Annotated in this window: 22 protein-coding genes and 1 pseudogene; 17 read left to right on the top strand and 6 right to left on the bottom strand. The window is 67.4% G+C overall.

Annotated features, from left to right (window positions below; genetic code table 11):
• Positions 1-71: 71 nt before the first annotated feature.
• Complete coding sequence (locus QZ647_RS12625) at positions 72-890, top strand: CPBP family intramembrane glutamic endopeptidase (RefSeq protein WP_291272507.1); 819 nt, start codon at positions 72-74, stop codon at positions 888-890.
• Here QZ647_RS12625 and rimO read toward each other — a convergent pair.
• A complete protein-coding gene (gene rimO / locus QZ647_RS12620) occupies positions 865-2,247 on the bottom strand; it encodes a 30S ribosomal protein S12 methylthiotransferase RimO (RefSeq protein WP_291272506.1) in 1,383 nt (460 codons plus the stop codon). The genes QZ647_RS12625 and rimO overlap by 26 nt on opposite strands.
• Positions 2,248-2,346: 99 nt before the next feature.
• On the opposite strand from rimO, the gene QZ647_RS12615 reads away from it, so the two are divergent.
• Positions 2,347-3,969, top strand: coding sequence for an adenylate/guanylate cyclase domain-containing protein (locus QZ647_RS12615; RefSeq protein WP_291272505.1), 1,623 nt, complete (start codon positions 2,347-2,349; stop codon positions 3,967-3,969).
• 64 nt (positions 3,970-4,033) lie between these two features.
• Here the strand turns inward: QZ647_RS12615 and QZ647_RS12610 are convergent, their stop codons facing one another.
• The 3 genes from QZ647_RS12610 to QZ647_RS12600 are packed head-to-tail and all read right to left on the bottom strand — an operon-like array spanning position 4,034 to position 5,884.
• On the bottom strand, positions 4,034-4,306 hold the full coding sequence (locus tag QZ647_RS12610; RefSeq protein WP_291272504.1) for a hypothetical protein: 273 nt from the start codon (positions 4,304-4,306) through the stop codon (positions 4,034-4,036).
• 55 nt (positions 4,307-4,361) lie between these two features.
• Positions 4,362-4,889 (bottom strand): dCTP deaminase, encoded by a 528-nt coding sequence (gene dcd, locus QZ647_RS12605; protein WP_291272503.1) that lies wholly within the window; start codon positions 4,887-4,889, stop codon positions 4,362-4,364.
• A gap of 2 nt (positions 4,890-4,891) precedes the next feature.
• Entirely contained in the window at positions 4,892-5,884 is a 993-nt protein-coding gene (locus tag QZ647_RS12600; RefSeq protein ID WP_291272502.1) for an FHA domain-containing protein, read from the bottom strand.
• A 141-nt stretch (positions 5,885-6,025) separates the two neighbouring features.
• On the opposite strand from QZ647_RS12600, the pseudogene QZ647_RS15655 reads away from it, so the two are divergent.
• From QZ647_RS15655 to QZ647_RS12525, 15 genes and pseudogenes are all read left to right on the top strand, one after another.
• Positions 6,026-6,589 (top strand): annotated as a pseudogene (locus tag QZ647_RS15655) (gliding-motility protein MglA); the annotation flags it as partial.
• Between the two features lie 429 nt (positions 6,590-7,018).
• Positions 7,019-8,491 carry a glutamate--tRNA ligase gene (gene gltX, locus QZ647_RS12590; protein ID WP_291272500.1) on the top strand — a complete coding sequence of 491 codons (1,473 nt, stop codon included), beginning with the start codon at positions 7,019-7,021 and terminating at the stop codon, positions 8,489-8,491.
• Positions 8,491-8,835, top strand: a complete 345-nt coding sequence (locus QZ647_RS12585) for a hypothetical protein (protein WP_291272499.1) — start codon at positions 8,491-8,493, stop codon at positions 8,833-8,835. The genes gltX and QZ647_RS12585 overlap by 1 nt, the downstream gene beginning before the upstream one ends.
• Before the next feature lie 201 nt (positions 8,836-9,036).
• Complete coding sequence (gene proC / locus QZ647_RS12580) at positions 9,037-9,855, top strand: pyrroline-5-carboxylate reductase (RefSeq protein WP_291272498.1); 819 nt, start codon at positions 9,037-9,039, stop codon at positions 9,853-9,855.
• Positions 9,856-9,914: 59 nt separating this feature from the next.
• Complete coding sequence (locus tag QZ647_RS12575) at positions 9,915-11,624, top strand: glutamine--tRNA ligase/YqeY domain fusion protein (RefSeq protein ID WP_291272497.1); 1,710 nt, start codon at positions 9,915-9,917, stop codon at positions 11,622-11,624.
• A 224-nt stretch (positions 11,625-11,848) separates the two neighbouring features.
• On the top strand, positions 11,849-12,910 hold the full coding sequence (nuoH, locus tag QZ647_RS12570) for an NADH-quinone oxidoreductase subunit NuoH (protein ID WP_291272496.1): 1,062 nt from the start codon (positions 11,849-11,851) through the stop codon (positions 12,908-12,910).
• A 10-nt stretch (positions 12,911-12,920) separates the two neighbouring features.
• The gene (locus tag QZ647_RS12565; protein WP_291272495.1) at positions 12,921-13,484 is read left to right on the top strand and encodes an NADH-quinone oxidoreductase subunit I; all 564 of its coding nucleotides are present in this window, start codon (positions 12,921-12,923) and stop codon (positions 13,482-13,484) included.
• 9 nt (positions 13,485-13,493) lie between these two features.
• Positions 13,494-13,988 (top strand): NADH-quinone oxidoreductase subunit J, encoded by a 495-nt coding sequence (locus QZ647_RS12560; protein ID WP_291272494.1) that lies wholly within the window; start codon positions 13,494-13,496, stop codon positions 13,986-13,988.
• 19 nt (positions 13,989-14,007) lie between these two features.
• A complete protein-coding gene (nuoK, locus tag QZ647_RS12555; RefSeq protein ID WP_366526190.1) occupies positions 14,008-14,328 on the top strand; it encodes an NADH-quinone oxidoreductase subunit NuoK in 321 nt (106 codons plus the stop codon).
• Between the two features lie 7 nt (positions 14,329-14,335).
• A complete protein-coding gene (gene nuoL, locus QZ647_RS12550; protein ID WP_291272493.1) occupies positions 14,336-16,240 on the top strand; it encodes an NADH-quinone oxidoreductase subunit L in 1,905 nt (634 codons plus the stop codon).
• An 8-nt stretch (positions 16,241-16,248) separates the two neighbouring features.
• Positions 16,249-17,868, top strand: a complete 1,620-nt coding sequence (locus tag QZ647_RS12545) for an NADH-quinone oxidoreductase subunit M (protein WP_291272492.1) — start codon at positions 16,249-16,251, stop codon at positions 17,866-17,868.
• Positions 17,868-19,367: an NADH-quinone oxidoreductase subunit N gene (locus QZ647_RS12540; RefSeq protein ID WP_291272491.1), complete on the top strand. Its 1,500-nt coding sequence runs from the start codon at positions 17,868-17,870 to the stop codon at positions 19,365-19,367. The genes QZ647_RS12545 and QZ647_RS12540 overlap by 1 nt, the downstream gene beginning before the upstream one ends.
• A gap of 109 nt (positions 19,368-19,476) precedes the next feature.
• Positions 19,477-21,033, top strand: a complete 1,557-nt coding sequence (locus QZ647_RS12535; protein ID WP_291272490.1) for an efflux RND transporter periplasmic adaptor subunit — start codon at positions 19,477-19,479, stop codon at positions 21,031-21,033.
• 12 nt (positions 21,034-21,045) lie between these two features.
• Complete coding sequence (locus QZ647_RS12530; RefSeq protein ID WP_286354985.1) at positions 21,046-22,263, top strand: ABC transporter permease; 1,218 nt, start codon at positions 21,046-21,048, stop codon at positions 22,261-22,263.
• Positions 22,264-22,266: 3 nt separating this feature from the next.
• The gene (locus QZ647_RS12525; protein WP_291272489.1) at positions 22,267-23,514 is read left to right on the top strand and encodes an MFS transporter; all 1,248 of its coding nucleotides are present in this window, start codon (positions 22,267-22,269) and stop codon (positions 23,512-23,514) included.
• A gap of 47 nt (positions 23,515-23,561) precedes the next feature.
• On the opposite strand, the gene tpx is transcribed toward QZ647_RS12525, so the two are convergent.
• Positions 23,562-24,059, bottom strand: a complete 498-nt coding sequence (tpx, locus tag QZ647_RS12520) for a thiol peroxidase (RefSeq protein WP_291272488.1) — start codon at positions 24,057-24,059, stop codon at positions 23,562-23,564.
• A gap of 41 nt (positions 24,060-24,100) precedes the next feature.
• Positions 24,101-24,640: a DUF4136 domain-containing protein gene (locus tag QZ647_RS12515; protein WP_291272487.1), complete on the bottom strand. Its 540-nt coding sequence runs from the start codon at positions 24,638-24,640 to the stop codon at positions 24,101-24,103.
• Between the last annotated feature and the right edge of the window lie 54 nt (positions 24,641-24,694).

Raw genomic sequence — 24,694 nt, 5'->3', positions numbered from 1 at the left:
CCGTTTAGGCTCCGTCTGGCTTTTCCTCCGGCGCCATGGTCAAGTGATCCCACCTCACGCCTGGATCCCAGATGACGGAAGCCCCCAGCCCCGCCGTGCCTGCCCCTGACGCCCACCGCGTCAACCGGGCCTTCGCGGGCGTGGGGGCGGCCTCGGGTCTCGCAGCGTGGTACTACCTGTTCACCTTCCCCCTGGGGCTGACCTCCACCATCGTCATGAAGGCGCACCCCCGTCTGGGGCTCTTCCTGGGGTTTCTGGCCCTTCTCGCGGTGGTGCCCGGGGTCCTCTGGGTGGCGACCTCCGCCTGGGGTGGGCAGTGGCGGAAGGCGCTTCCTCTGACGGCCGTGAGCTGGGGGGTCCTGATCTGGACCGCCCTGTGCGTCCTGGCTCTCATTCCGCTGGTGGTGGGCTGGGCGCTGATCGTGGATCGACTCGTCGGCCTGCCCAGCCTTCCCAACCCCATGACCTCGGTCGGCCTGCTGGGCCTGGTGTTCGGAGCACCCCTCGCGGAGGAAGTCCTGTGCCGGGGTTACGGCCTGGCGCGAATCCGGGAACTTGCCGGGGATCGGCGGGCCCTGCTGTTCACGGCCCTCGTGTTCGCGCTGCTCCACGGCAGTTGGGTCAAGTTGCCGGGAACCTTCGCCATCGGGCTCTTCCTCGGCTGGCTGGTCCTCCGCACGGGGTCCCTGTGGCCCGCCCTCGTCGGACATGCCACCAACAACGGGGCCGTCTTCGTGTTGAGCCGGTGGGGCCCGGCGGCCGCCCTCGAGACCGGGCGCGCGAGCTGGCTCCTCATCGTCATGCTCGGGGCCGGGGGCCTGGCCTGCCTCGCCTTCCTGGGATCGGCCCGGGTCCGCGAGCGGATCAGCGGGTTGAGCGCCTCGTCTTGAAGGCGGCCTCGTAGGCGGCGGTGCTGGCTTCCAGGCCACCCTCCTCGACCTCGCCGATGAGGTCGTAGGCGTGGGCCTTCACGATGCGCACCCTCTGGATGGTGTTGACCTTCGGGGCACCATCCACCAGCAGCACATTGCCGTCGATGTCCGGGGCCTGGCCCGCGTGGCGGCCCTTGACCAGGAGATCCGTCTCCTCGTGGGCGCCCTCCACGAGCACCTCGATGACCTGGCCGACCTTCTCCTGGTTCTTCTCCCGGGCGATCTTCTGCTGCATCTCCAGGATGCGGCGCTTGCGGGATTCCTTGGTGCGCTTGGGGATGGGGTCGCCCAGGCCGAAGGCGGAAGTCCCCTCCTCGGGGCTGTAGGTAAAGACGCCCACATGGTCGAAGCGGGCCTCCTTCACGAAGGTCTTCAGCTCCTCGAAGGCGGCGTCGTCCTCGCCGGGGAAGCCCACGATGAAGTTGGACCGAATGGCGATGCCCGGCACGATGCGGCGCACCTTCTCGAGCAGCTTCAGGAACTGGGCGCGGCTGCCGCCGCGGGCCATGGCCTTGAGGATGGCGGCGTCCGCGTGCTGCAGTGGCATGTCCAGGTAGCGGGCGCAGTTCGGTGTCTCGGCGATGGCGTGGAGGAGGCCGTCCGTGAGGCGGTTCGGGTAGGCGTAGTGGATGCGGAACCAGCGCAGGCCCTCCACCTGGCCCAGGGCGCGCACCAGCTTCTCCAGGGCGTCGGGATCGCCGAAGTCGCGGCCGTAGTCCGTGGTGTCCTGCCCCACGAGGCTGATCTCGAGGACGCCCTGGGCGACGAGGTTCCGGGCCTCGGCGACGACGCTCTCGATGCTGCGGCTGCGCTGGCCGCCGCGGAGCTGGGGGATCACGCAGAAGGCGCAGGCGTGGTCGCAGCCCTCGCTGATCTTCAGGTAGGCGCTGGCCTTCGGCGTGGTGAGCATCCGGGGGCTGGCCTCGGTGTAGAGGTAGTCGGGGTTGGGATTGAGCTCGAAGGCGGCCCCGGCGCCGATCACCTCGGCGATCTGCTCGATGTCCCGGGTGCCGAGGCAGGCGTCGATCTCGGGCATCTCGGCCATCAGCTCGTCCCGGTAGCGCTCCACCAGGCAGCCCGCCACGATGAGCTTCTCGCAGGCGCCCTCCTTCTTCATGGAGGCGGCCTGGAGGATGGCCTCGACGCTCTCCTGCTTGGCGGCATCGATGAAGCCGCAGGTGTTCACCACCAGCACCTGGGCCTCTTCCAGCACGGGGGTGATCTGGTAGCCCTTCAGGCACAGGTGGCCCAGCATGACTTCCGAATCCACCAGGTTCTTGGGGCAGCCCAGGGACATGAAACCGACTTTGGTCAACGGACCTCCGACCACCTGCTGGTGGAACCTCATAGAATACCGCGCCCTGCCGATACCGTCAGCAGCGCGTGATAAACTCACCACCCTTCCGGAATGCCCATGAAGCTCACCCTCCAGGTAGATGGCGCCTTATACCCCGTGACGCTCACGGAAGACGGCGTGACCATCGGCCGGGGCGACCAGGCCACCATCCGCATCCAGGCCAATGCCGTGAGCCGGGTCCACGCCCGCATCTTCCTGAAGGACGGCCAGCCCCATGTGATGGACATGAAGTCCCTGAACGGCACCTCCCTCAACGGGGTGACGCTGTCCGGGCCCGAGCCGCTGCATCCCGGGGACACAGTGCTGCTCGGCGAGGCCATGGTGGTGTGGGTGCCCGAGGGCGCCCCCGCCGCGCCCCCGGTGCCGGGCCTGAACATGACCCTCGCCCCCAAGGCGGGCATCTCGAGGATCTCGCTCGAGGACCGGGCTTTCGACGCCTCCGGTTCAATCCTCGTGCCCCACGCCAGCCTGGAGGCCATGCTGGCCCAGGCCAGCGGCCAGCACCCGGCGGGGGAGGCCGTGACCCTGTTCCAGCGCCTGGCGAGCATGGCGGGCACCCTGCTCCGGGCCGCCGGCCTCACGGAGCTGCTGGAATCGGTGATGGGCCTGGTCACGGCGCAGATTCCTTGCCAGCGGGGCTTCATCCTCCTGGCCGATGCCGGAGGCGAGCTGGTGCCCGAGCTGGTTTGGGAAGAGCAGCCGGGGCTGCACGCCAACCCCATCAGCCGCACCATCGCCCATACCGCCATGAAGGACCGCGTGGCGATCCTGACCACGGACGCCCGCATGGACCCCCGGTTCAGCGCCGGCGAGAGCATCAAGATCCACGGCATCACCTCGGCGCTCTGCGCCCCGCTCATCGTGGAGGACCAGGCCTTCGGCGTGATCTACCTGGAAACCAGCCTCAGCAAGGGCGGCTTCAAGCGCGAGGACGAGCACCTGCTGAGCGCCATGGCCAACTTCGCCGCCGTGGGCATCCAGCGCGAGCGCGAGGCCAAGTTCCGGCAGCGCCTGGAGCGCTACCACAGCCCGGCGGTGGTGGACCAGATCCTCAAGTCCAGCCAGAACAAGGAGGCGCCGGCGCTCCAGGCCCAGCGCTGCCAGATCAGCGTGCTCTTCGCCGACATCTCGGGCTTCACGCGCATGAGCGAGGGCATGGAGCCCCTGGTGCTGGCGGGCATCCTGAACCGCACCTTCGAGGCCATGACCGACCAGATCTTCAGCCGGGGCGGCACCCTCGACAAGTACATCGGCGACGCCATCATGGCCTTCTTCGGCGCCCCCAGTCCCGATCCGGACCACGCGCGCCATGCCGTGGAGGCCGCCACGGCCATGCAGCAGATCCTCCAGGCCCTGAACGCCGCCCGGCCGGAAGGCTATCCCGAGCTGAAGATGCGCATCGGCATCAACAGCGGCGAGGCCTTCGCGGGCGACATCGGCTGCGAAAAACGCATGGACTACACGGTGATGGGCAGCACCGTGAACCTGGCGTCGCGCCTGGAGAGCAGCGTGGCCAAGCCCGGTCAGATCGTCGTCGGTCCGCGCACGGCGGATCTGGTGGGGAGAGACCGGCTGCGCCAGCTGGAGGGCTTTGCCCTCAAGGGCATCGAACAGGAGGTACGGCCCTTCGAGGTGCTCTGGGCACCGGAAGGGACCGCGACCATCCCGGATCGGGGTTAGGATCCCCACCGACGGACGAAGGCCCCGGGATCTGGATCCCGGGGCCTTCGCGCCTTGAGTGCGGTCAGTTCCTCTGGCCGGCGGGCCAGGTTCCGAAGGCCAGGATGCACAGGACGATGATCATGCCGATGCCCGGGATGAGGCAGAGCAGGGCCATGGCGCCGTTGTAGCCGGCCTTCTGGAAGATGCGCCAGAAGCAGAAGATGGGGAAGATCACCATCGCGAGGAGGACCACGAGCCAGACCATGCAGCCGGCGGCGGCCAGACCCGCCAGGGCGGCATCATTGGTGTGGGGCTGCAGGAGCCCGAGTAAAGGAAGCGCGGCCGGAATCGGCATGAATCACCTCGAGGTTGGGTTGAGGTGATTCTATGCGATCGATTTCATGCCGCCACTACTCTTTGATGAAATCCTTCCACAGCATGGACGGCTGGATGCCCGAATTGCGCTGGTATTTGCCCGAGTCGTAGCTGTCGTAGTCGCCGCTGACGGTGTGGTAGAAGATCTGGCAGATGCCCACGCCCGCGTAGATCCGCACGGGCTGGATGCAGCTGATTTCCAGGGTCCAGAAGCCGCAGAAGCCGATGTCGCCGAAACCAGCCGTGACATGGACGAAGAGGCCCAGCCGGCCCACGCTGCTGCGGCCCTCGAGCATGGGCACCATGCCGTGGGTCTCCGTGTATTCCAGGGTGCGCCCCAGGTAGAGCGTCCCCGGCTTCAGCAGGAGGCCCTCGGCGGGGATCTTCAGGAACTCGATGCCGTTGGGCTTGGCCATGTCGAGCTCAGTGTCGGTGTAGACGGCCAGATCCTCGCCCAGGCGCAGGTTGTAGCTGTTCGGGTTCAGCTGGTCGTCGCGCCAGGGATCGATGCGGATCCGGCCCTGGGCCCGGGCCTCGAGGATCTGACGGCCGGTGAGGATCACCGTCAGCGGTCCACTTTCAGGACTTCCGATTTCGCGAGCATGTCGCTGAGGCTGGTGCGCTCGTCGCCCTTGACGGCCAGCACGATGAGGTTCAGGGCGAGGATGTTGCCGATCTGGCGCAGGATCGCGGGGCCCAGGTCGAGGCGACCCTGGGGGTTGCCTTCGGGCACCACCCGCAGCTTCATGACCTTCTTGCCGATGCTGGCGCCGTACTTCGACACGCACCAGGGCACGAAGAACCAGTAGTAGGCGAGCTGGGCGACGATGTTGAGGGGCAGCAGGATGCAGCCCACATAGGGCACGATGCCCAGGATCGTGAAGGCGATGGAGAGGAGGATCGCCGGGACCACATCGATGAGCACCGCCAGCAGGCGCGTGACCAGATCGCCCCGTTCGCCTGTGGGCACGGCATCGTCGGGGATGGCCGGCAGGAGCGAGCCCAGGAAGGACTGTTCGGCCGGGCCGGCGGGTTGGCCAGTGTGCGAGACGGGCCTGGGGGCGGGCGGCGGCGCCACTGGGGGGATGCCCTTGGGCGCATTGGGGATGGGGCCGGTGATGATCTGGTCCGAGGCAGGGCCCTTCGGCGCCGGATCACCGGCGGGCGGCTTGCCGGTGTGGATGGCCGCCAGCTCGTCGGCGGACATGCGCACGGTGCCGGTGGGGGCGGCCGGAACCTCGTCCCGGTGGATGGCCACGGTGGCGCCTTCGGGCCGCGGGTCCTGGAAGGTGAGCTGGACCTGGCCCAGGGTGACGCGGTCTCCATCCCGCAGCGGAGAGGACTGGACGCGGTTTCCGTTGACCAGGACTCCGTTGCTGCTCTGGAGGTCCTGGACTTCGTAGCCGCCGCCCACCTTCCGGATCACGCAGTGGTGGCGGCTGATGCTCGGGTCGGGAAGACGCAGCGTGTTGTCCAGCTCGCGCCCCATGTGGACTTCCTCGTCCACGATCTCGAACTCTCGGATGCCCGCGCTTTCGTGCACCAGCAGCTTGGCCATAGAAACCCTCGGGGATGGTGGGATGGCCGGAAGTGTAGCGCACCCGTGGGGAGGACGGGGCCTCGAACCGGAATCTCGGTTCTTTCTTGACGGGGTTCCGCAGACCCGCCAATCTTCCCCGGAGATCGCGAAGGTGCAGGCATGGTGCTTTTCAATGCGGCCACGAAGGAGTTGACGGCCAAGATCGTCTACTACGGCCCCGGCCTGTGCGGGAAGACCACCAATCTCCAGCATGTCTACGACACCCTGCCCGGCGAGGGGCGCGGCAAGATGCTGTCCCTGGCCACCCAGACGGATCGCACGCTGTTCTTCGATTTCCTGCCCATCGACCTCGGCACCATCCGGGGCATGAAGACCCGGGTCCAGCTCTACACCGTGCCTGGCCAGGTCTTCTACGACGCCACCCGCAAGCTGGTGCTGCGGGGCGCCGATGCGGTGGTCTTCGTGGCGGACTCTCAGGCCCCGGCCCTGGAAAGCAACAAAGAGAGCTTCCAGAACCTCATCGTCAACCTCAAGGACCAGGGCGCCGATCTGTCGAAGATCCCCCATGTCATCCAGTGGAACAAGCGGGATACGCCGAACGCCCTGCCCGTGGAGACGCTGGACCGGGAGATCAACCTCTTCGGGGCGCCCACCTTCGAGGCCTGTGCCATGCGGGGCGAAGGGGTCAAGGAGACCCTCACGGGCGTGGCCCGGCTGGTGCTGAAGAGCCTGGCCGACAAATACGGCGGCGGCGTGGTCGAAGAGCCCCCCCCGATCCTCGCGGGCGCCACTCCCCCGCCGCCTCCCTCGCCGGCGGCGGACTCCACGAAGCCCCTGGAGGTCGAGGAGCTGTCCGCGGGTGAGCTGCTGGAGGAGATCGAGGAGATCCCCGCAGAAGCCAGCTCTGCCCCCCATGTCGCCGCCCCGATCCACATGCCGCACAGCAGCGTGGTCGAGGTCCCGGTGGTCCTGGATCGCAGCCTCTTCAACGGGGAAAACCCCGTCGAGATCAAGCTGAAGCTGTACATCAAGTGAGCCTTGAGTCCTCGGTCTTGTGAACTGGAGCGGGGCCGGGCCTGAAGACTGAAGACTGAGGACTGAAGACCGAGGACCGATTCGGGCACACTGGAGCTTTGGATTCAGAGGCTCCCCATGTCCCGTCAGGTCGTCACCCGCTTTGCCCCCTCCCCCACCGGCATGCTCCACATCGGCGGGGTGCGCACGGCGCTGTTCTGCTGGCTGTTCGCCCGCAGGCACGGTGGTCGCTTCATCCTGCGCATCGAAGATACGGATCTCTCCCGCAGCACGGACGACAACATCCGCATCATCGAAGAGGGCATGGCCTGGTGCGGGTTGACCTGGGACGAGGGTCCGGTGGTGGGGGATCCCAGCCAATGGAAGGGTCCCCACGGCCCCTATCGCCAGATGCAGCGCATGGACCTCTACCGGGGGAAGATCCAGGAACTGCTGGACAAGGGGCTGGCCTACCGTTGCCGCTGCTCGCGGGAGGCGCTGGACGAGCGGCGCAAGGCGGTGGAGGCCGCCGGCAAGGTCTTTCAGTACAACCGCGGGCTGGACGCCGGGAAGGGCTGCGCCGAGGCGGGTCACGACGCCAGCCAGCCGGCCGCCATCCGCTTCCGCATGCCCAGGAGCGGCGACATCGTGGTACCCGATCTCATCAAGGGCGAGACCCACTTCCCCGCGGACAGCCTGGATGACTGGATCATCGCCCGCACCGGGGAGGGGCCCGGCGAGATCGGCGTGCCCACCTACAACTTCTGCGTGGTGGTGGACGACACCCACATGGAAGTCACCCATGTGATCCGCGGCGACGATCACCTGAACAACACGCCCAAGCAGATCCCGCTCTTCGAGGCCCTGGGCTATGAGCTGCCGGCCTTCGCCCATGTGCCCATGATCCTGGGCGCCGACGGCGCGAAGCTGAGCAAGCGTCACGGCGCCACCAGCATCACGGAGTACCAGGCCATGGGCCTGCTGCCCTCTGCCGTACGCCTGGCCCTGGCGCGGCTCTCCTGGACCCCCAAGATCGACGGCAAGGCCGTCGAGAGCGCCGAGGAGGAACTGCTCACGGACGAGCAGATGATCCAGCTCTTCGACCTGGCGGACTGCCAGAAGAGCGCTGCCCGCTTCGACATGGACAAGCTGCAGTGGCTGAACCAGAAGCTCATCCAGCGGGCCTCCTGGCAGGAACTGGAGCCCCACCTCCGGCCCTTCGTGCCCGCGATGTGGGACCAAAAGCCAGAAGCCTGGCGGGCCCAGGCCATCCAGTCCACCCAGAAGGGCAAGTCCCTGACCGACATGGCCGAGGCCCTGCGCTTCGCCTTCGAGCGCCCCACCACCTTCGACGAGAAGGCCGTGGAGAAGTTCATGACGCCGGCCATCAAGCCGGCCTTGGCTGAGGTCTGCGCGCTGACGGATTATGGCCACGACGCCCTGCAGGCGGGCATCGACGCCATCCTGGCCAGGCACGGCCTCAAGACCAAGGATCTGGCCCAGGCCCTCCGCGTGGCCCTCTGTGGCAAGCCCGTCAGCCCGGGCATCTTCGACACGCTCATGCTCGTGGGCCGCGACGAGGTGGTGGCGCGGCTGGAGCGGTGGCTCTGATGGACCTGGAGGAATTCACCCACCTCACGCTCGCGGTGCTGGAGGACCAGGGCGCCGCTGTCTATGCCCCCACGATCGTTGCCGGCGAGACGGTCCAGGTGATCCAGGGCATCCCGGACGGGATGGACCACCGGACCGCCCTCCAGGAGACGGTGCTCCGCCTGGGGCTGGAGCAGTCCGACTTCTTCTTCGGCGTGCGCTCGGGTCCCAGCGAGATCACGACGGGCTTCCACTCCCCCACCTGCACGCAGTTCCAGCGCATCTCCGCGATGCGGCAGGGCTTCGTGGTCTCCCCCCTGGACGACTGCGCCTGGTGGACCCTGGGGCAGGGGCGAGACCAGTAGCCGGAGCTTTCCGGTCGCCTGAAATCTCCCACTCGGCCCCAGGCCCGGCTATGCTGGGTGCCATGATCCTCCGTCCTGTCGTCGACCCGCGCCCTAGCACCTCAAGTGCGGGGGGGAGACGCACGCGGCACTGACCCGGTCACCCGGGTTCCGACATCCTCCCCCGCCCTTGCGCGGGGGTTTTTGTTTTAAGGAGCGCCCATGAACATGCATCCCGACCTGGCCATCCTGGGCTTCGGCACCATGGGGCAGGCCATCAGCGCCGGCCTGGTGGAGGCCTCCGGCTATCCCGCGGCGCGCATCCGGGTCGCTACCCGGCACCCCGTCGGAGCGGCCCGCGCCCGGGCCGAGGCCCTGGGCATCACCCTTTCGGGGGACGCCACCGCGGTGGTCAAGGCGGCGGAGGTGGTGCTGCTCTGCGTGAAACCCAAGGAACTGAAGGGCCTCCTGGCAGGCCTCACCGCCGCCGGCGCCCTGGACCATCGCCCTCTGGTGGTCTCCATCGCCGCGGGCACGACCCTGGACTTCCTGGCCACCCACACGCCCAAGGGCACCCCCCTGGTGCGGGCCATGCCCAACACCCCCTGCGCCATCCGCCGAGGCATGACGGTGCTGGCGGCGGGGCAGGGGGTCACGGAGGGCCAGTTGGCCCAGGCCCGGGCCCTGTTCGAGCCCCTGGGCCGGGTCATGGACCTGGACGAGAAGCACATGGACGCCGTCACGGGTCTCAGCGCCAGCGGCCCGGCCTTCATGTTCGTGATCCTCGAGTCCCTGGCCGAAGGCGGCGTCCAGTGTGGCCTGCCCCGGGCCGTGGCGCTGGAACTGGCCGCCCAGATGACGCTGGGGGCCGCCTCCATGGTGCTGGAAACCGGCCGGCACCCTGCGGCCCTCAAGGATGAGGTCACCACGCCCGCGGGTTGCACCATCGCCGGTTTGATGGTCCTGGAGGACGGCCGCATCCGCTCCGTCGTGGCCCGCGGCATCGAGCGCGCGACGCAGGTGGCGGCGGGGCTGGGATGACCATTACCGGGGGGAGCCGGCCAGCGGGTATCTTTGAGGTTTGCATCCTGTGAGCCCCGATGTCCGCTGACCTGCCGATTCCCGAACCCAAGAAGCTCCACTTCATCGAGGAGATCGTCGAGGCCGACCGCGCCTCGGGCAAGCACGGGGGGCGGGTGCTCACGCGGTTCCCGCCGGAGCCCAACGGCTATCTGCACATCGGCCACGCCAAGAGCATCTGCCTGAACTTCGGCCTGGCGAAGGCCTACGGCGGCGCCACCAACCTGCGCTTCGACGACACCAACCCCGTGAAGGAGGATGTCGAATATGTGGACTCCATCCGCGAGGATGTCCAGTGGCTGGGCTTCCAGTGGAAGGGCGAACACTACGCCTCGGACTACTTCCCCTTCCTCTATGACTACGCGGAGTACCTCATCCAGCAGGGCAGGGCCTATGTCTGCGATCTGACGGAGGCGGAGATCCGTGAGTACCGCGGCAACTTCCATGTGCCGGGGCGGCCCAGTCCGTACCGCGACCGCAGCCCCGAGGAGAACCTGGACCTCTTCCGCCGCATGAAGGCGGGCGAGTTCCCGGACGGCTCGAAGGTGCTGCGCGCCAAGATCGACATGGCGAGCGGCAACATGAACCTGCGCGACCCGCTCATGTACCGCATCCGCCGGGCCCACCACCACCGCACCGGCGACACCTGGTGCATCTACCCCATGTACGACTACGCCCACGGCGTGTCGGACGCCCTCGAGACCATCACCCACTCCATCTGCACCCTGGAGTTCGAGGACCACCGGCCCCTCTACGAGTGGTTCCTGGAGCAGGATGTCGAAGGGAAGTTCTTCCAGCGGCCCCTGCCGCGCCAGATCGAGTTCGCGCGCCTGAACCTCACCTACACGGTGATGAGCAAGCGCCGCCTCCTCCAGCTGGTGCAGGACGGCGTGGTCCGAGGCTGGGACGACCCCCGCATGCCCACCATCTGCGGCCTGCGCCGCCGGGGCTACACGCCCGAGGCCGTGCGGGCCTTCGCCGAGCGGGTGGGCGTGGCCAAGCGGGACATGGTGGCCGACGTGGGCCTGCTGGAGTTCTGCATCCGGGAAGACCAGGAGAAGCGGGCGCCCCGCCGCATGGCCGTGCTGCGCCCCCTGAAGGTGGTCATCACCAACATGACGGATGCTGAGGCCTTCGAGGTCGAGGTGGCCAACCATCCGGATGACCCGGCCATGGGGACCCGCCGGCTGCCCTTCACCCGGGAGCTCTTCATCGACCAGGACGACTTCCGCGAGGAAGCCCCCAAGAGGTGGTTCCGCCTGGCCCCGGGCGCGGAGGTGCGCCTTCGCGGAGCGGCCCTCGTGACCTGCCGCGAGGTCGTCAAGGACGCCGCCGGGAATGTGGTGGAGCTGCGCTGCGAGTGGGATGCCGCCAGCAAGGGCGGCAACGCGCCCGACGGCCGCAAGGTGAAGGGCACCCTGCACTGGGTGAGCGCGCCCCATGCCGTGAAGGCCGAAGTGAGGCTCTACGAGCCCCTCTTCACCCAGGAAGATCCCATGGATGTGGCCGAGGGCCAGGACTGGAAGGCCCTCTTGAACCCGGCCAGCCTCGAGGTGCTCACCGATGCCCGCCTCGAACCCAGCCTCCGGGACGCCCGTCCCGGCGAGCGGTTCCAGTTCGAGCGCACGGGCTATTTCGCGGTGGACCCGGACGGCCGGCCCGGCACGCCCGTGTTCAACCGGACCGTGGGATTGAAGGATTCGTGGAGCAAGATCGAGGCGAAAGGCTGAGAAATCGCAGGCTGCACCTGGAATTTTCCTGAGGCGGCCCCGCTGCGGGAGAACCGGACCACCGATTCTTTTACCTGCGGCTCAAGCGCGGGCCTTGACCGGGGCTGTGACCCAGGTCGCATCGGCGCCGCCCGGGTTCTTTCCCTCCGTGTCGGGAAGGGCGTTGGTCTGATAGGCTCGATGGGTTGGGCCTCCCCGCGGGTGGCCCTGCCGGGAAGCCGCCCATGGACAAGCTTGCGAGCCTGCTGCATACCACGCCTGCCACCGCCTGGATGGTGGCGAAACTCGTCATCGTCTTCGGTGGCGTCTTTTCGCTGGCGGCCGTCTGGACCTGGGTGGAGCGCCGAGGCGCGGCCATGATCCAGGACCGCATCGGTCCCAACCGGGCGGCCCTCTTCGGGAAGATCAAGATCATCGGCCTCGCGCAGCCCGTGGCAGATGGCATCAAGTTCTTCTTCAAGGAGGATCTGGTCCCCCACGACGCGAACAAGGCCCTCTTCTGGCTGGCGCCCTTCCTGGCCTTCGTGCCGGCCCTCATGGGCTTCGCCGTGATCCCCTTCGGGCGCAGCTTCGTGAGCGGCGGCCAGACCTACCACATGGCGCTGCTGGATCCCGGCAACGGCATGGGGATGCTCTATCCCCTGGCCATCGGCGGCATGGCGGTCTATGGCGTGCTGGTGGCGGCCTGGTCGAGCAACAACAAGTGGTCGATCCTCGGCGGCATGCGGGCCTCCGCGACCATGGTCAGCTACGAGATCGGCATGAGCCTGGCCGTGGTCACCATCTTCATGACCGCCGGCGGCTACGACCCCTCCGACATCATCACCTCCCAGGGCCATCTGCCCTGGGCCTGGAACATCGTCCGCCAGCCCCTGGGCTTCGTCGTGTTCTTCACCTGCATGTTCGCCGAGACCAACCGCCTGCCCTTCGACTTCGCCGAGGGCGAGAGCGAGATCGTGGCGGGCTTCAACACCGAATACGGCAGCATGAAGTTCAGCCTGCTGGCCCTGTCGGAGTACTGCCACTTGATGACGGCCTCGGCCCTCATCGCCACCCTCTACTTCGGCGGCTGGCAGGTGCCCTTCGTGAAGGACCCGGCGGTGATGCTGTCCGTCGCCAGCTTCCTGCTGAAGATGCTGTTCTTCGCCTGGGTCTTCGTCTGGATCCGGTGGACGCTGCCGCGGTTCCGCTACGACCAGCTCATGCATCTCGGGTGGAAGGTGATGCTGCCGCTCTCCATGGCCAACCTGGTCTTCCACGCCTGGCGCATGAGCCAGGGACACTGAGGAGTTCGCGATGGGTGTCCTGGTCAAGAAGGTCGAGCTGAGCTGGCTGGACCGCACCTATGTGTGGCCGGTGCTGAAGGGCATGGGCATCACCTTCCAGCACTTTCTCCGGCAGCTCTTCACCTCCACCGCGAAGCGCTACACGATCCAGTACCCGGACATGAAGAAGGAGATGCCCGCGGGCTACCGAGGCCTCCATGAGTTGAAGCGGTTCGAGGACGGCGCCATCAAGTGCGTGGCCTGCTTCATGTGCCAGGAAGCCTGCCCCGCCCGCTGCATCAGCATCGAGGCCGAGGAATTCAGCGACCTGACCTACACCCAGGGCTTCGAGGAGAAGCGGCCGGCCAAGTTCAGCATCGACATGCTCCGCTGCATCTACTGCGGCATGTGCGAGGAGGCCTGTCCCAAGGATGCCATCTGGCTTCGCAACGACTACGAAGTGGCCGCCTACGACCGGCTCTCCATGAAGTTCGGCAAGTGGGACCTGATGAACACCTACGCCGAAACCGACGGCAAGGAAGCCATCAGCCAGGACCCCACCCCCTCCGTGCCGCGCCGCACGATCGCGATGTAAGGAGAGGCCATGTTCATCACCTTCGCCCTCATCACGCTCCTGGGTGCCCTGGGGATGCTGCTCCAGAAGAATGTCGTCATGGCAGGCCTCTGCATGGTGGCCGCCTTCTTCGGCGTGGCGGGCCTCTTCGTGCTGCTGGCCAACCCCGTGGCTGCGGCCTTCCAGATCATCGTCTATACCGGCGCCATCATGGTGCTGGTGCTCTTCGTGATCATGATGCTGAACAGCCATGAAGAGGAGAAGGCCGAGGTGGCCCACCCCATCCAACGCTGGCTGTCCCTGGCCCTGCTCGCGGCCATGGCCTTCGGCGCCGTGAAGCTGGTACTGGCCTCCGGTGGCCTGAAGGACCTGGCGACGAGGGGCGGGGAGCTGCCTCGAGCCATGAGCCTGCAGGCTGTGGGCTCGACGCTCTTCGCCGACCACCTGCTGGGGTTCGAAGTGGCGGGCCTGCTGCTGCTGGCGGCCATGATCGGCGCCGTGGCGCTGACCAAGCGGAATCTGTGAGGAGCCAGCGATGACCGGCATGGACGCGATCCTCCACGGCGGCCTCCAGGGATACCTGGTGGTGGCCCTCCTGCTCTTCGCCCTGGGGCTGGCCACGGTGCTGCTGCGCCGCACCCTGATCATGCAGTTCATGGGTGTCGAGCTGATGCTCAACGCCGCCAATGTGGCCCTGCTGGCTTTCGCCCGCTTCCGGAGCGGGGATGCCCAGGCCACGGTGTTCTACCTCTTCATCATCGCCGTGGCCGCCTGCGAAGCGGCCATTGGTCTGGCGCTGATCATCGGCCTCTACCGTCACCGGGACACCACCGACTCGGACCGGGCCGCCAGCCTGAAGCAGTGAGGATGCGATGAACAAGTATTACTGGCTCATTCCGATCCTCCCCCTGCTGGGCGCGGCCTTCAACGGCCTGCTGGGCAAGCGCGCCGGCAAGGGCGCCGTCACCGTCGTCGGCCTCGGCGTGGTGCTGGGCTCCCTGGTGCTGGCCACCTCGGCCTTCTTCGCCATGAAGAGCATGCCGGACCACCGCCTCGCCCTGAGCTACGGCGAGTGGATGGCCACCGGGACCCTGAGTGTCCCCTTCGGCTTGGTCATCGATTCCCTCAGCGGCACCATGATGCTTATCGTCACGGGCATCGGCTTCCTCATCCACCTCTACTCCGTGGGCTACATGCACGGGGATGAGGGCTACGCCCGGTTCTTCAGCTACCTGAACCTCTTCGTGTTCTTCATGCTCACCCTGATCATGGGCTCCAGCCTGCCGCTGATGTTCGTGGGCTGGGAGGGCGTGGGCCTCTGCTCCTACCTGCTCATCGGCTACTACTACGAGACGGACTTCGCGCCCCAGGCGGGCCTGAAGGCCTTCCTCACCAACCGCGTGGGCGACCTGGGCGTCTCCATCGGCATGCTGGTGCTCTTCGCCGCCTTCGGCACGCTGACCATCTCCGACATCCTGACCCAGTCCGGCCACCTGGCCCCCGAAGTGGGCTTCGGCGTCCTCACCTTCGCCACCCTGATGCTCTTCGTGGGCGCCACAGGCAAGAGCGCCCAGTTGCCCCTCTATCTCTGGCTGCCGGACGCCATGGCGGGCCCGACGCCCGTCAGCGCCCTCATCCACGCCGCCACCATGGTGACCAGCGGCATCTACATGATCTGCCGCCTGGCGCCCGTCTTCACCCTGGCCCCCATCACGATGACCGTGGTGGCCTGGGTGGGCGCGGCCACGGCGCTCTTTGCGGCCACCATCGGCCTCTTCCAGCGCGACATCAAGAAGGTGCTGGCCTACTCCACCGTCTCCCAGCTGGGCTACATGTTCCTGGGCCTGGGCGCGGCGGGCTTCGCGGCGGGCTTCTTCCATGTCTTCACCCACGCCTGGTTCAAGGCCCTCCTCTTCCTCGGCGCCGGCAGCGTGATCCACGCCATGCACCACGAGCAGGACCTGTTCAAGATGGGCGGGCTGAAGACCAAGACGAAGATCACCTTCCTCACCATGGTGGCCGGCACCGTCGCCATCATGGGCTTTCCGGGCACTTCGGGCTTCTTCAGCAAGGACGAGATCCTCTATCTGGCCTACCTGAAGTCCCCGATCCTCTGGGTGATCGGCGTGATCGGCGCCTGCTGCACCAGCTTCTACATGTGGCGCCTTATGGCCCTGACCTTCTGGGGCGAGCCCCGCGATCACCACGCCTATGAGCACGCCCACGAAAGCCCGCTCACCATGACGGTGCCGCTCATGGTGCTGGCCGTGGGCTCCCTGCTCTGGGGCTTCTGGGGCGTGCCCGAGGCCTTCGGCGGCCACTTCCGGATCGGCGAATGGCTGAACTCCGCCCTGACTTACGGCCAGACCCATGGCGCCCACGGGCACCACGAGGGGCCGGCGGTCCTGCTCGCCCTTATTTCCACGACCCTGGGCCTGCTTTTCGGTTTCCTGGGCTGGTCGAAGTATAAGGACGGCCCGGCCTGGGAACTGGCCTTCGCCGCGAAGTTCCCCTTCGTCCACAGCCTGCTGCTGAACAAGTACTTCGTGGATGAGGGCGTGGAGCTCTACCTGCTCCGCCCCATCCGCTGGTTCGGCAATGTGCTGTGGAAGCTCTTCGATGTGATCATCATCGACGGCGTGGGCGTGAACCTGCCGGGCGCGCTGGCCCGGGTGTTCGGGGACTTCACCGCCCTCTTCCAGACCGGCCGGGTGCGCAACTACGCGCTCAGCATGGCGCTGGGGGCCGCGGTCCTCCTCTATGTCTTCCTGAAGTAGGTGGGGCGATGACCTGGCTGAACTCCCATCCCCTCACCTTCCTGGTCTTCGCGCCGACCCTGCTGGGGTTCGTGCTGATGGCCCTGCCGCACTCCCTGGGCAAGCTGGCCCGGCTGCTCGGGTTCCTGGGCGCCCTGGGCGTCTTCATCCTGAGCCTCGCCTGGCTGCTGGGCCACGGAGCGACCGGCGCGGTCCTCGTCGAGCGCGCCCCCTGGTTCACCCTCGTGAACCTGCCGGTGGACTACTCCCTGACCGTGGATGGCCTGAACCTCTGGCTCGTCATCCTCACGACCTTCCTCGTGCCCCTCACCATGCTGGGCACCTGGAACAGCCTGAAGGACCGCATCGGCACCTTCGCGGCCCTGTTCCTCCTGCTCGAGACCGGCATGCTGGGCGCCCTGATGGCCCAGGACCTGTTCTTCTTCTACCTCTTCTGGGAGGCCATGCTGATCCCGATGTACTTCATGATCGGGGTCTGGGGCGGCGGTGAGCGCCGCTACGCCGCCAACAAGTTCTTCCTCTACACCCTGAGCGGTTCGCTGCTCTGGCTGGTGGCGCTGCTCTACCTGGCCAACAAGGCCGGCGGCTTCAATCCCGCCGTGATGGCCCAGGCCGCCTCGGCGCTGCCCTTCGGCGTCCAGTGCTGGCTGTTCGTCGCCTTCGCGGTGGCCTTCGCCATCAAGGTGCCCCTCTTCCCGCTCCACACCTGGCTGCCGGACGCCCATGTGCAGGCGCCCACGGCCGGTTCGGTCATCCTCGCTGGCGTGCTGCTGAAGCTGGGCGGATACGGCTTCATCCGCTTCGCCATCCCCATGTTCCCCCAGGCGGCGATGCACTACGCCCAGCCCATCGCCCTCCTCAGCGTCGTCGCCATCGTCTACGGCGCGCTGGTGGCCATGGTGCAGCGCGACATCAAGAAGCTGGTGGCCTACTCCTCCGTGAGCCACATGGGCTTCGTGATGCTGGGCCTCGCGTCCATGACCGTCATCGGCACCCAGGGCGCCATGCTCCAGATGCTCAACCACGGCATCAGCACCGGCGCGCTCTTCCTCCTGGTGGGCATGCTCTACGACCGGGCCCACACGCGCATGATCGCCGACTTCGGCGGCGTGGTGACGAAGATGCCCGTGTTCACCACCTTCTTCATGATCGTCACGCTGAGTTCCATCGGCCTGCCGCTGACCAACGGGTTCGTGGGCGAGTTCTGGATCCTCAACGGCACCTTCCTCTCCGGCTTCGGCTGGGGCCGGCTCTATGCCTGCCTCGCCACCTCGGGCGTGCTGCTGGGCGCGGTCTACATGCTCTGGATGTTCATGCGGGTCTTCTGGGGCCCCGAAAACAAGGACGAGGACAGCGGCACCCACCACCTGCACAGCGACCTGAATGCGCGGGAGATCGCGGTGATGCTGCCCCTGGTGGTGCTTATCGTGTGGATGGGCGTCCATCCGAAGACCTTCATGGTCGCCAGTGAAGCCCCCGTGGCCTCGCTGCTGCAGGACATCAAGGCTCCGGCGCCCCGGACCTTCGTCCTGAGGCCGGCCGTCCATGAAGCGCCGGCGCCCGCCGGGGCCCAAGCCCATGAAGCTCCCGCGGCTTCTGAATCCTCCGCCGCCCACGAGGTGCACTGATGAGCCTCACTCCCAGCCAGTGGGCGGCCCTGCTGCCGCTGATCCTCCCGGCCCTCGGCGCCTGCCTGATCCCCCTCATGTCCCTCGACAAGGATCAGGCCACCGCCAAGTGGATCCGGGCCGTCATGTACGGCACGGCCCTGTTGGCCGTAGGCGCGAGCTTCTGGTACCTGACTGACCTCTGGCAGACCGGCGCCCAGCCCAGTTTCTTCCAGCTCCGCATGGACCGCCTGTCCCAGTTCACCGGCATCTTCCTGCTGGTGGCCGCGGCCCTCACCATCCTCCAGAGCTGGGACCACTTCCACCAGGAAGGCTGGGTGAAGGGGGAGAGCCTCTCCCTGCTGCTCTTCTCCGTGGTGGGCATGATGCTCTTCGCCTCCACGACGCACTTCGTGGCCCTGTTCCTGGGCCTCGAGCTCTTCAGCGTGCCGCTCTACGCCCTGGTGGGCACCGTGCGGGCGCGGCCCCAGAGCGCCGAAGGCGGCATGAAGTACTTCATCACCGGGGCCGTGGCCTCCAGCTGCTTCCTCATGGGCGGCGTGCTGATCTACGGCCTGAGTGGCAGCCTCGATCTGACCACCGCCGCCGTCATCCTCAAGGCCCAGGGACTGGCCCTGGATCCGCTGGTGCTGGCAGGCGCGGCCCTCCTGCTGCTGGGCTTCCTCTTCAAGGTTTCCGCCGTGCCCTTCCATCAGTGGACGCCGGACGCCTATGAGGCTTCGCCCCATCCCATCGCCGGCTTCATGTCCGTGGCCACCAAGGGCGTGGCCTTCATCGCCCTGCTCCGCATCTTCCCCGGCAGCCTGGCACCCCTGAGCGCCGTGGGCGTGAAGATGCAGGCCGTGGTGGCCGTGCTGGCCGTGGCCACCCTGGTGGTGGGCAACCTCACCGCCCTGGTGCAGTCCAATGTGAAGCGCATGCTGGCCTATTCCAGCATCAGCCACGCAGGCTACCTGATGCTCGGCTTCGTGGCCGGCACCCCCGCCGCCCACACGGGCGTGCTGTTCTACCTGGTCATCTACCTGGCCATGAACCTGGGCGCCTTCGGCCTGCTGACGGCCTTCGGCCTGGTGGGCGAGCACACCACCTTCGAGGATCTGCGGGGCCTGGGCTGGAAGCGGCCCGCCATGGGCTTCGCCGCCGCCGTGTTCATGCTGAGCCTGGCGGGCATCCCGCCCCTGGGTGGCTTCTACGGCAAGTACATGATCTTCCGTGAGCTGGTGGGCACGGGCCATGTGGGCCTGGCCATCCTGGGCGTGCTGGCGAGTCTGGTGTCCGCCTATTACTACCTGCGCTTCCTCGTGGCCCTCTTCCTCCAGGCCCCCAGCGCCGAGGCGGAGCGCCTGGCCTCGGATCGCCCGGCCGTGCACGCCCCCCTGGCCGGCGCCACGGTGCTGGTGGCCGCCGGCATCGTCCTTGCTGGCGGCTTTCTCCAGTATTTCCTTGCAGATGGGTTCGCCCGACGCGCCCTGGTCGAGGGGCTCGGCCTGATTCGCTGATTCTGGAATTTCCGCCTCAACCGGGAACCTGATCTGGCGGTCCATACATCGTTATGCGAAGGTTTAAGGCTGGGCCCTGCCCGGCCCTTTGAGATTCGGAGCGCGGCGCATGAAGCGGAACACCTGGATCGTTCTTGGCATTGGCGTCGCGGTGGTGGCGGCGGGAGCCGGCTACGCCCTCACGCGGCCCAAGGATGAAGTGAAGTGGCGTCAGGCCAAGCTGGACAAGGGCAACATCACCCAGCGGATCAATGCCACGGGCGCGGTGAGCCCGGTGGTGCAGGTGGCCGTGGGCACCCAGGTGTCCGGGGTGATCTCGGCCCTCTATGTGGACTACAACAGCATCGTGAAGAAAGGCCAGCTCATCGCCCAGATCGATCCGACCATCTGGGAGACCCAGCTGAAGGACGCCGAAGCCGGCATGGACCGGGCCAAGGCGAGCATGGATGACGCCCGGCGCCAGTACGAGCGCGCCAAGCGCCTGGCGGCGGAAAAGCTGCTGGCGGACCAGGATCTCGAGGCCAAGCAGGTGGCCTACCAGACTGCCGTGGCCAGCTACGAGAACGCCAAGGCCTCCCTGGAGCGCGCCAAGGCCAACCTCGGCTACTGCAACATCACGGCTCCGGTGGATGGCGTCGTCATCTCCCGGCTCGCGGATGTGGGCCAGACCGTGGCCGCCAGCTTCAGCACGCCCAACCTCTTCCAGATCGCCCAGGACCTGTCGAAGATGAAGGTCCAGGTCTCCATCGGCGAATCGGACATCGACGAAGTGAAGGTGGGGCAGCGCGCCTTCTTCACGGTGGACAGCCTGCCCGACCGCCAGTTCGGCGCCACCGTGAGCCTGGTCCGGCAGGAGCCGATCACGACCCAGAATGTCGTGAACTATGTCGTGGAGATGATCGTTCCCAACGAGCCTCTTCCCGGCTCCGGCGAAGAGGCCCAGGGCTCTGCCCAGGCCGCCGGCGGCCATGCCCGTGGCGCGGAATCCGCCGTGGCACCTGCCGCGGGGCAGGGTGCCCCCGACCCCGAAAAGGCCTGGGAGCGCATGAAGGACCGCCTGCCGGCGGGTACCACCAAGGCGGACTTCCTGAAGCGGTTCAAGGAGCGCCAGGCGGGGCAGGGCAGAACCGACCAGGTGCGTCCCACGGCTGCCACGGCCCAGGCTCCTGTGGGCGATCCGAAGGCCCTGGCCCGGATCCCCGGCGGCGCCAGCCAGCTCGGCGGCCCGAAGTTCACCGGCACCCTGGCCCTGCGCTCGGGCATGACGGCCAATGTCACCATCGTCACCAACCAGCGCAAGGATGTGCTGCGGGTGCCGAACTCCGCCCTGCGGTTCAACCCGTCGGCCTTCATCAAGGATGAGAAGAAGGCCGATGGTCCGCGCCTGGGCCAGCCCATGACGATGGGCGGTGGTCCCCGGCCCGGTGCCCAGAGCACCACCGGCAGCAAGGGCGGCCTGGTGGCCCGGCGGGAGGACCGCATCTGGGTGCTGGAGAACGGCAAGCCCAAGGCCCTGGTGGTGAAGGCCGGCATCACCGACGGCCAGTTTACCGAAGTGACCGGCGAGGGCCTCCAGGAGGGCCTGCAGATCCTGGTGGGTGTCGAAAACACCAAGCAGGCCAACGGCGCGGCGGCCACGCCGGGCGGCCAGGGCGGACGGCGCTAGCCGGGAGGATCCATGCGGTTCCTGGAGTTCATCAAGCTCGCGCTGTTCGCCATCACGCGCAACAAGATGCGCGCGTTTCTCACCATGCTCGGCATCATCGTGGGCGTGGGGGCGGTCATCGCCATGATCGGCATCGGCGAGGGTTCGAAGCGGGCCTCCATCGCCCTGATCCAGAACATGGGCTCCAACATGCTGACCATCTTCCCCGGCAGCGGCGGAAACCGCTTCGGCCCGTCGGCCATGGGCAGCGCGGACATCCTGCTGGAAAGCGACCCTCCCCTGATCCAGCAGGAGCTCGCACAGAGCAGCGTGGTGGCGGCCTCCGCCCAGGTCCAGACCACGCGGCCCATCATCTTCCAGAACAGCAACTATGTCACCCAGGTCCAGGGCACCGGCCCCGAGTTCCTCCAGATCCGGGGCTGGGAAGTTGAGAACGGGCGCTTCTTCACCGACACCGAAGTCCGCGGCATGGCCAAGGTCTGCGTCATCGGCCAGACCGTGAAGGACAACCTCTTCCCCAATGGCGAGGACCCCGTGGGCCAGACCGTGCGGGTGGGCGCGCTGCCCTTCCAGGTGGTCGGCGTGCTGGAGAAGAAGGGCGCCGGCATGTGGGGCGACCAGGATGACCTCATCGTGGCGCCCTACACCACGGTCATGCGCAAGATCATGGGGCGCGACAAGATCCAGCGCATCATGGTCAGCGCCCAGGAGGGAAAGGCCGAGCTGGCCGAAGCCGAGGTCACGGCCCTTCTGCGCCAGCGCATGAAGGTGGCGCCCAAGGACGACAACCCCTTCCAGATCCGCAAGCAGGACGACATCGTGCAGATGCAGAGCCAGCAGGCGGGCATCCTCACGGCCCTGCTGGCCGTGGCCGCCAGCATCTCTCTGGTGGTGGGCGGCATCGGCATCTCGAACATCATGCTGGTGAGCGTCACTGAGCGCACCCGGGAGATCGGCATCCGCCGGGCCCTGGGCGCCACCCAGCGGAGCATCCTCTGGCAGTTCCTCATCGAGGCCATCGTGCTCTCCGTGCTGGGCGGCGTCATCGGGATCGGATTCGCGTACACGGCCGTGTTCATCCTCCAGAAGTTCCAGGTGCCCGCCGTGACCGAAACCTGGGCCGTGGCCCTGGGCCTGGGCTTCTCCGGGGTGGTGGGCGTGGCGGCCGGCTTCCTGCCCGCCGTGAAGGCCGCGAAGCTGGATGTGATCGACGCCCTGCGGTACGAGTGAACCGTGGCTGAGGCCGGCACCCCCCACGACCCCTACGCGGCCCTGAGGGACGGAAGCTACCGCTGGTTCATCGCCTCCATGGGTCTCGTCACCCTGGGGCTTCAGATGCAGGGCGTGGTGGTGGGCTGGCAGGTCTACGACCGCACGGGGGATCCCTTGGCGTTGGGGCTGGTGGGGCTGTCCGAAGCGCTGCCCTTTCTGGCCCTGGCGCTGTTCGGCGGCCACGCGGCGGACCGGATGAACCGCCTGCGCCTCTGCATGGCCTCGACCCTGGGGCTCGCCCTCTGCTCGGCCCTGCTCTGGGGGTTCAGCTGGCAGTTCCAGGTCGGGCCCCTGGCCAAGGCGGTCGGGCCCATCTACGGGATCATCTTCCTCACGGGCATCATGCGGGCCTTCTACCGCCCGGCCAATGTGGCCCTGGGCACGGACCTGCTGCCCAAGGAACTCTATGCGAACGGCTCCACCTGGCGCGTGGCCGTCTTCCACTCGGGCATGGTGCTCGGCCCGGCCCTGGGAGGACTGGTCTATGCCTGGCGCGGCCCGGTGACGGCCCATTTCCTGGTGATGGCGCTGATGACGGGTGGGCTCCTGGGCATGTTCGCCGTCCGCTACGCGCCGCGGATGGTGGCGCCGCGGGTGGGGTCCATCCTCCAGAGCCTGGGCGAGGGCCTGCGTTTCGTGTTCTCGCGGCGTCTGCTGCTGGGGGCCATCAGCCTCGACCTCTTCGCCGTGCTCTTCGGCGGGGCAGTGGCCGTGCTGCCCGTGTTCGCCAAGGAGATCCTCCAGGTGGGACCTCAGGGCCTCGGCATCCTGCGCGCCGCCCCGGCCGCGGGTTCGGTGCTCATGGGCATCACCCTGGCCCACCGGCCGCCCCTGCGCCGGGCGGGGCGGACCCTGCTGCTCTGTGTGGGCGCCTTCGGCGTGGCCATGATCGCCTTCGCGCTGAGCCGGAGCTTCCTCCTGAGCCTGCTGGCGCTGGCCGCCAGCGGGGCTGTGGACAATGTCAGCGTGGTGCTGCGGGCCACCCTGGTCCAGACCCTCACGCCGGAGCACATGCTGGGCCGGGTGTCCTCGGTGAACCAGGTCTTCATCGGCTCCAGCAACGAGATCGGGGCCTTCGAGAGCGGTCTGGCCGCCCGGCTCCTGGGCCTGGTGCCCTCGGTGGTCTTCGGCGGCTGCATGACCCTGCTGGTGGTGGCCGCCACCGCCTGGAAGGTGCCCGAGCTCCGCAGGATGGACCGCATCCAGTAACAGAAAGGGCGGCCTCGGGGCCGCCCTTTCTGGAAGCGGAAGGGTGCCTACAGCACGGCGAGTGCGGCGTTGTAGTCGGGTTCCTGCGCGATCTCGGGAACGAGTTCGGTATGCACCACCTTGCCGGCGCCATCGACCACCACCACGGCGCGGGCGAGCAGGCCCTTGAGGGGGCCGTCCGTCATGGTGACGCCGTAGGTCTTGCCGAAGTCGGCGCTGCGGAAGGTGGAGGCGGGCACCACATTGTCCAGGCCCTCGGCACCGCAGAAGCGCTTCTGGGCGAAGGGCAGGTCGGCGCTGATGCAGAGGATGGTGGTGTTGGGCTTCTCGTTGGCGCGGGCGTTGAACTTGCGCACGCTGGCGGCGCAGGTGGGCGTGTCCAGGCTGGGGAAGATGTTCAGCACCACGCGCTGGCCGGTGAGGTCCTTGCCGGAGACTTCAGAGAGATCGGTGCGCACCAGCGTGAAGGCCGGAGCCGCGGACCCCACCTTCGGCAGCTCGCCGGAGGTGTGGAGGGGGGTGCCTTTGAGGGTGATCTGGGCCATGAGAGCTCCTCGTTGAGAACTCTCAGTTTACGCTTCCGAAGTTACTTCGGCGGGAACTTGGCGAGGATGTCGCGAACCGCCCTCGGCACGACCTCGTCGGCATCCTCGGGGTTGTCCAGGCCCGTGAGGGCGCCCGCCGCGGCGCCCTGCCAGATCATCTGGTTGCTCTTGAAATCCACGATCTCGATGACGATGCTGCCTTCCTTGTAGTGGTGCACCTGGCTGGTGGAGGTGCCGATGCGCCCGTAGATCGGCCGGTAGCCCCAGCCCCAGCCGACATGGGTGGTGGTGCGGTACCTCCGTTCCTGCACGATGGGGTAGTAGGTCACGAGGAAGTCCGGATCCGCCTTGGTCTCCATGGCGAAGCCCTTGGCCTGGAGCTCCTTCTCCACGGCGGCGCGCACCCGCTTGTCCATGAGGCTGGTGGTGCCGCCCGTACCCTTCTTGGAGGTGTAGTAATCGAAGGTCCGGTAGCGCCCATAGGACGCAGTCACATCGTAGTCGTAGGTCACCTGGTAGCTGCTGCAGGCCCCCAGCAGGGCCAGGGAGAGCAGGGCGGCGGGCAGTCTGAGGGGGCGCATGGAACCTCCGGGGCACCATTATGGACGCCCAGAACGGGCGGAGGTTGAGGCCGG

Source organism: Geothrix sp. (assembly GCF_020622065.1).
Taxonomy (GTDB): Bacteria; Acidobacteriota; Holophagae; order Holophagales; family Holophagaceae; genus Geothrix.
Note: the sequence above shows the minus strand (reverse complement) of the source record. Positions and strands in the feature narration are given on the sequence as shown.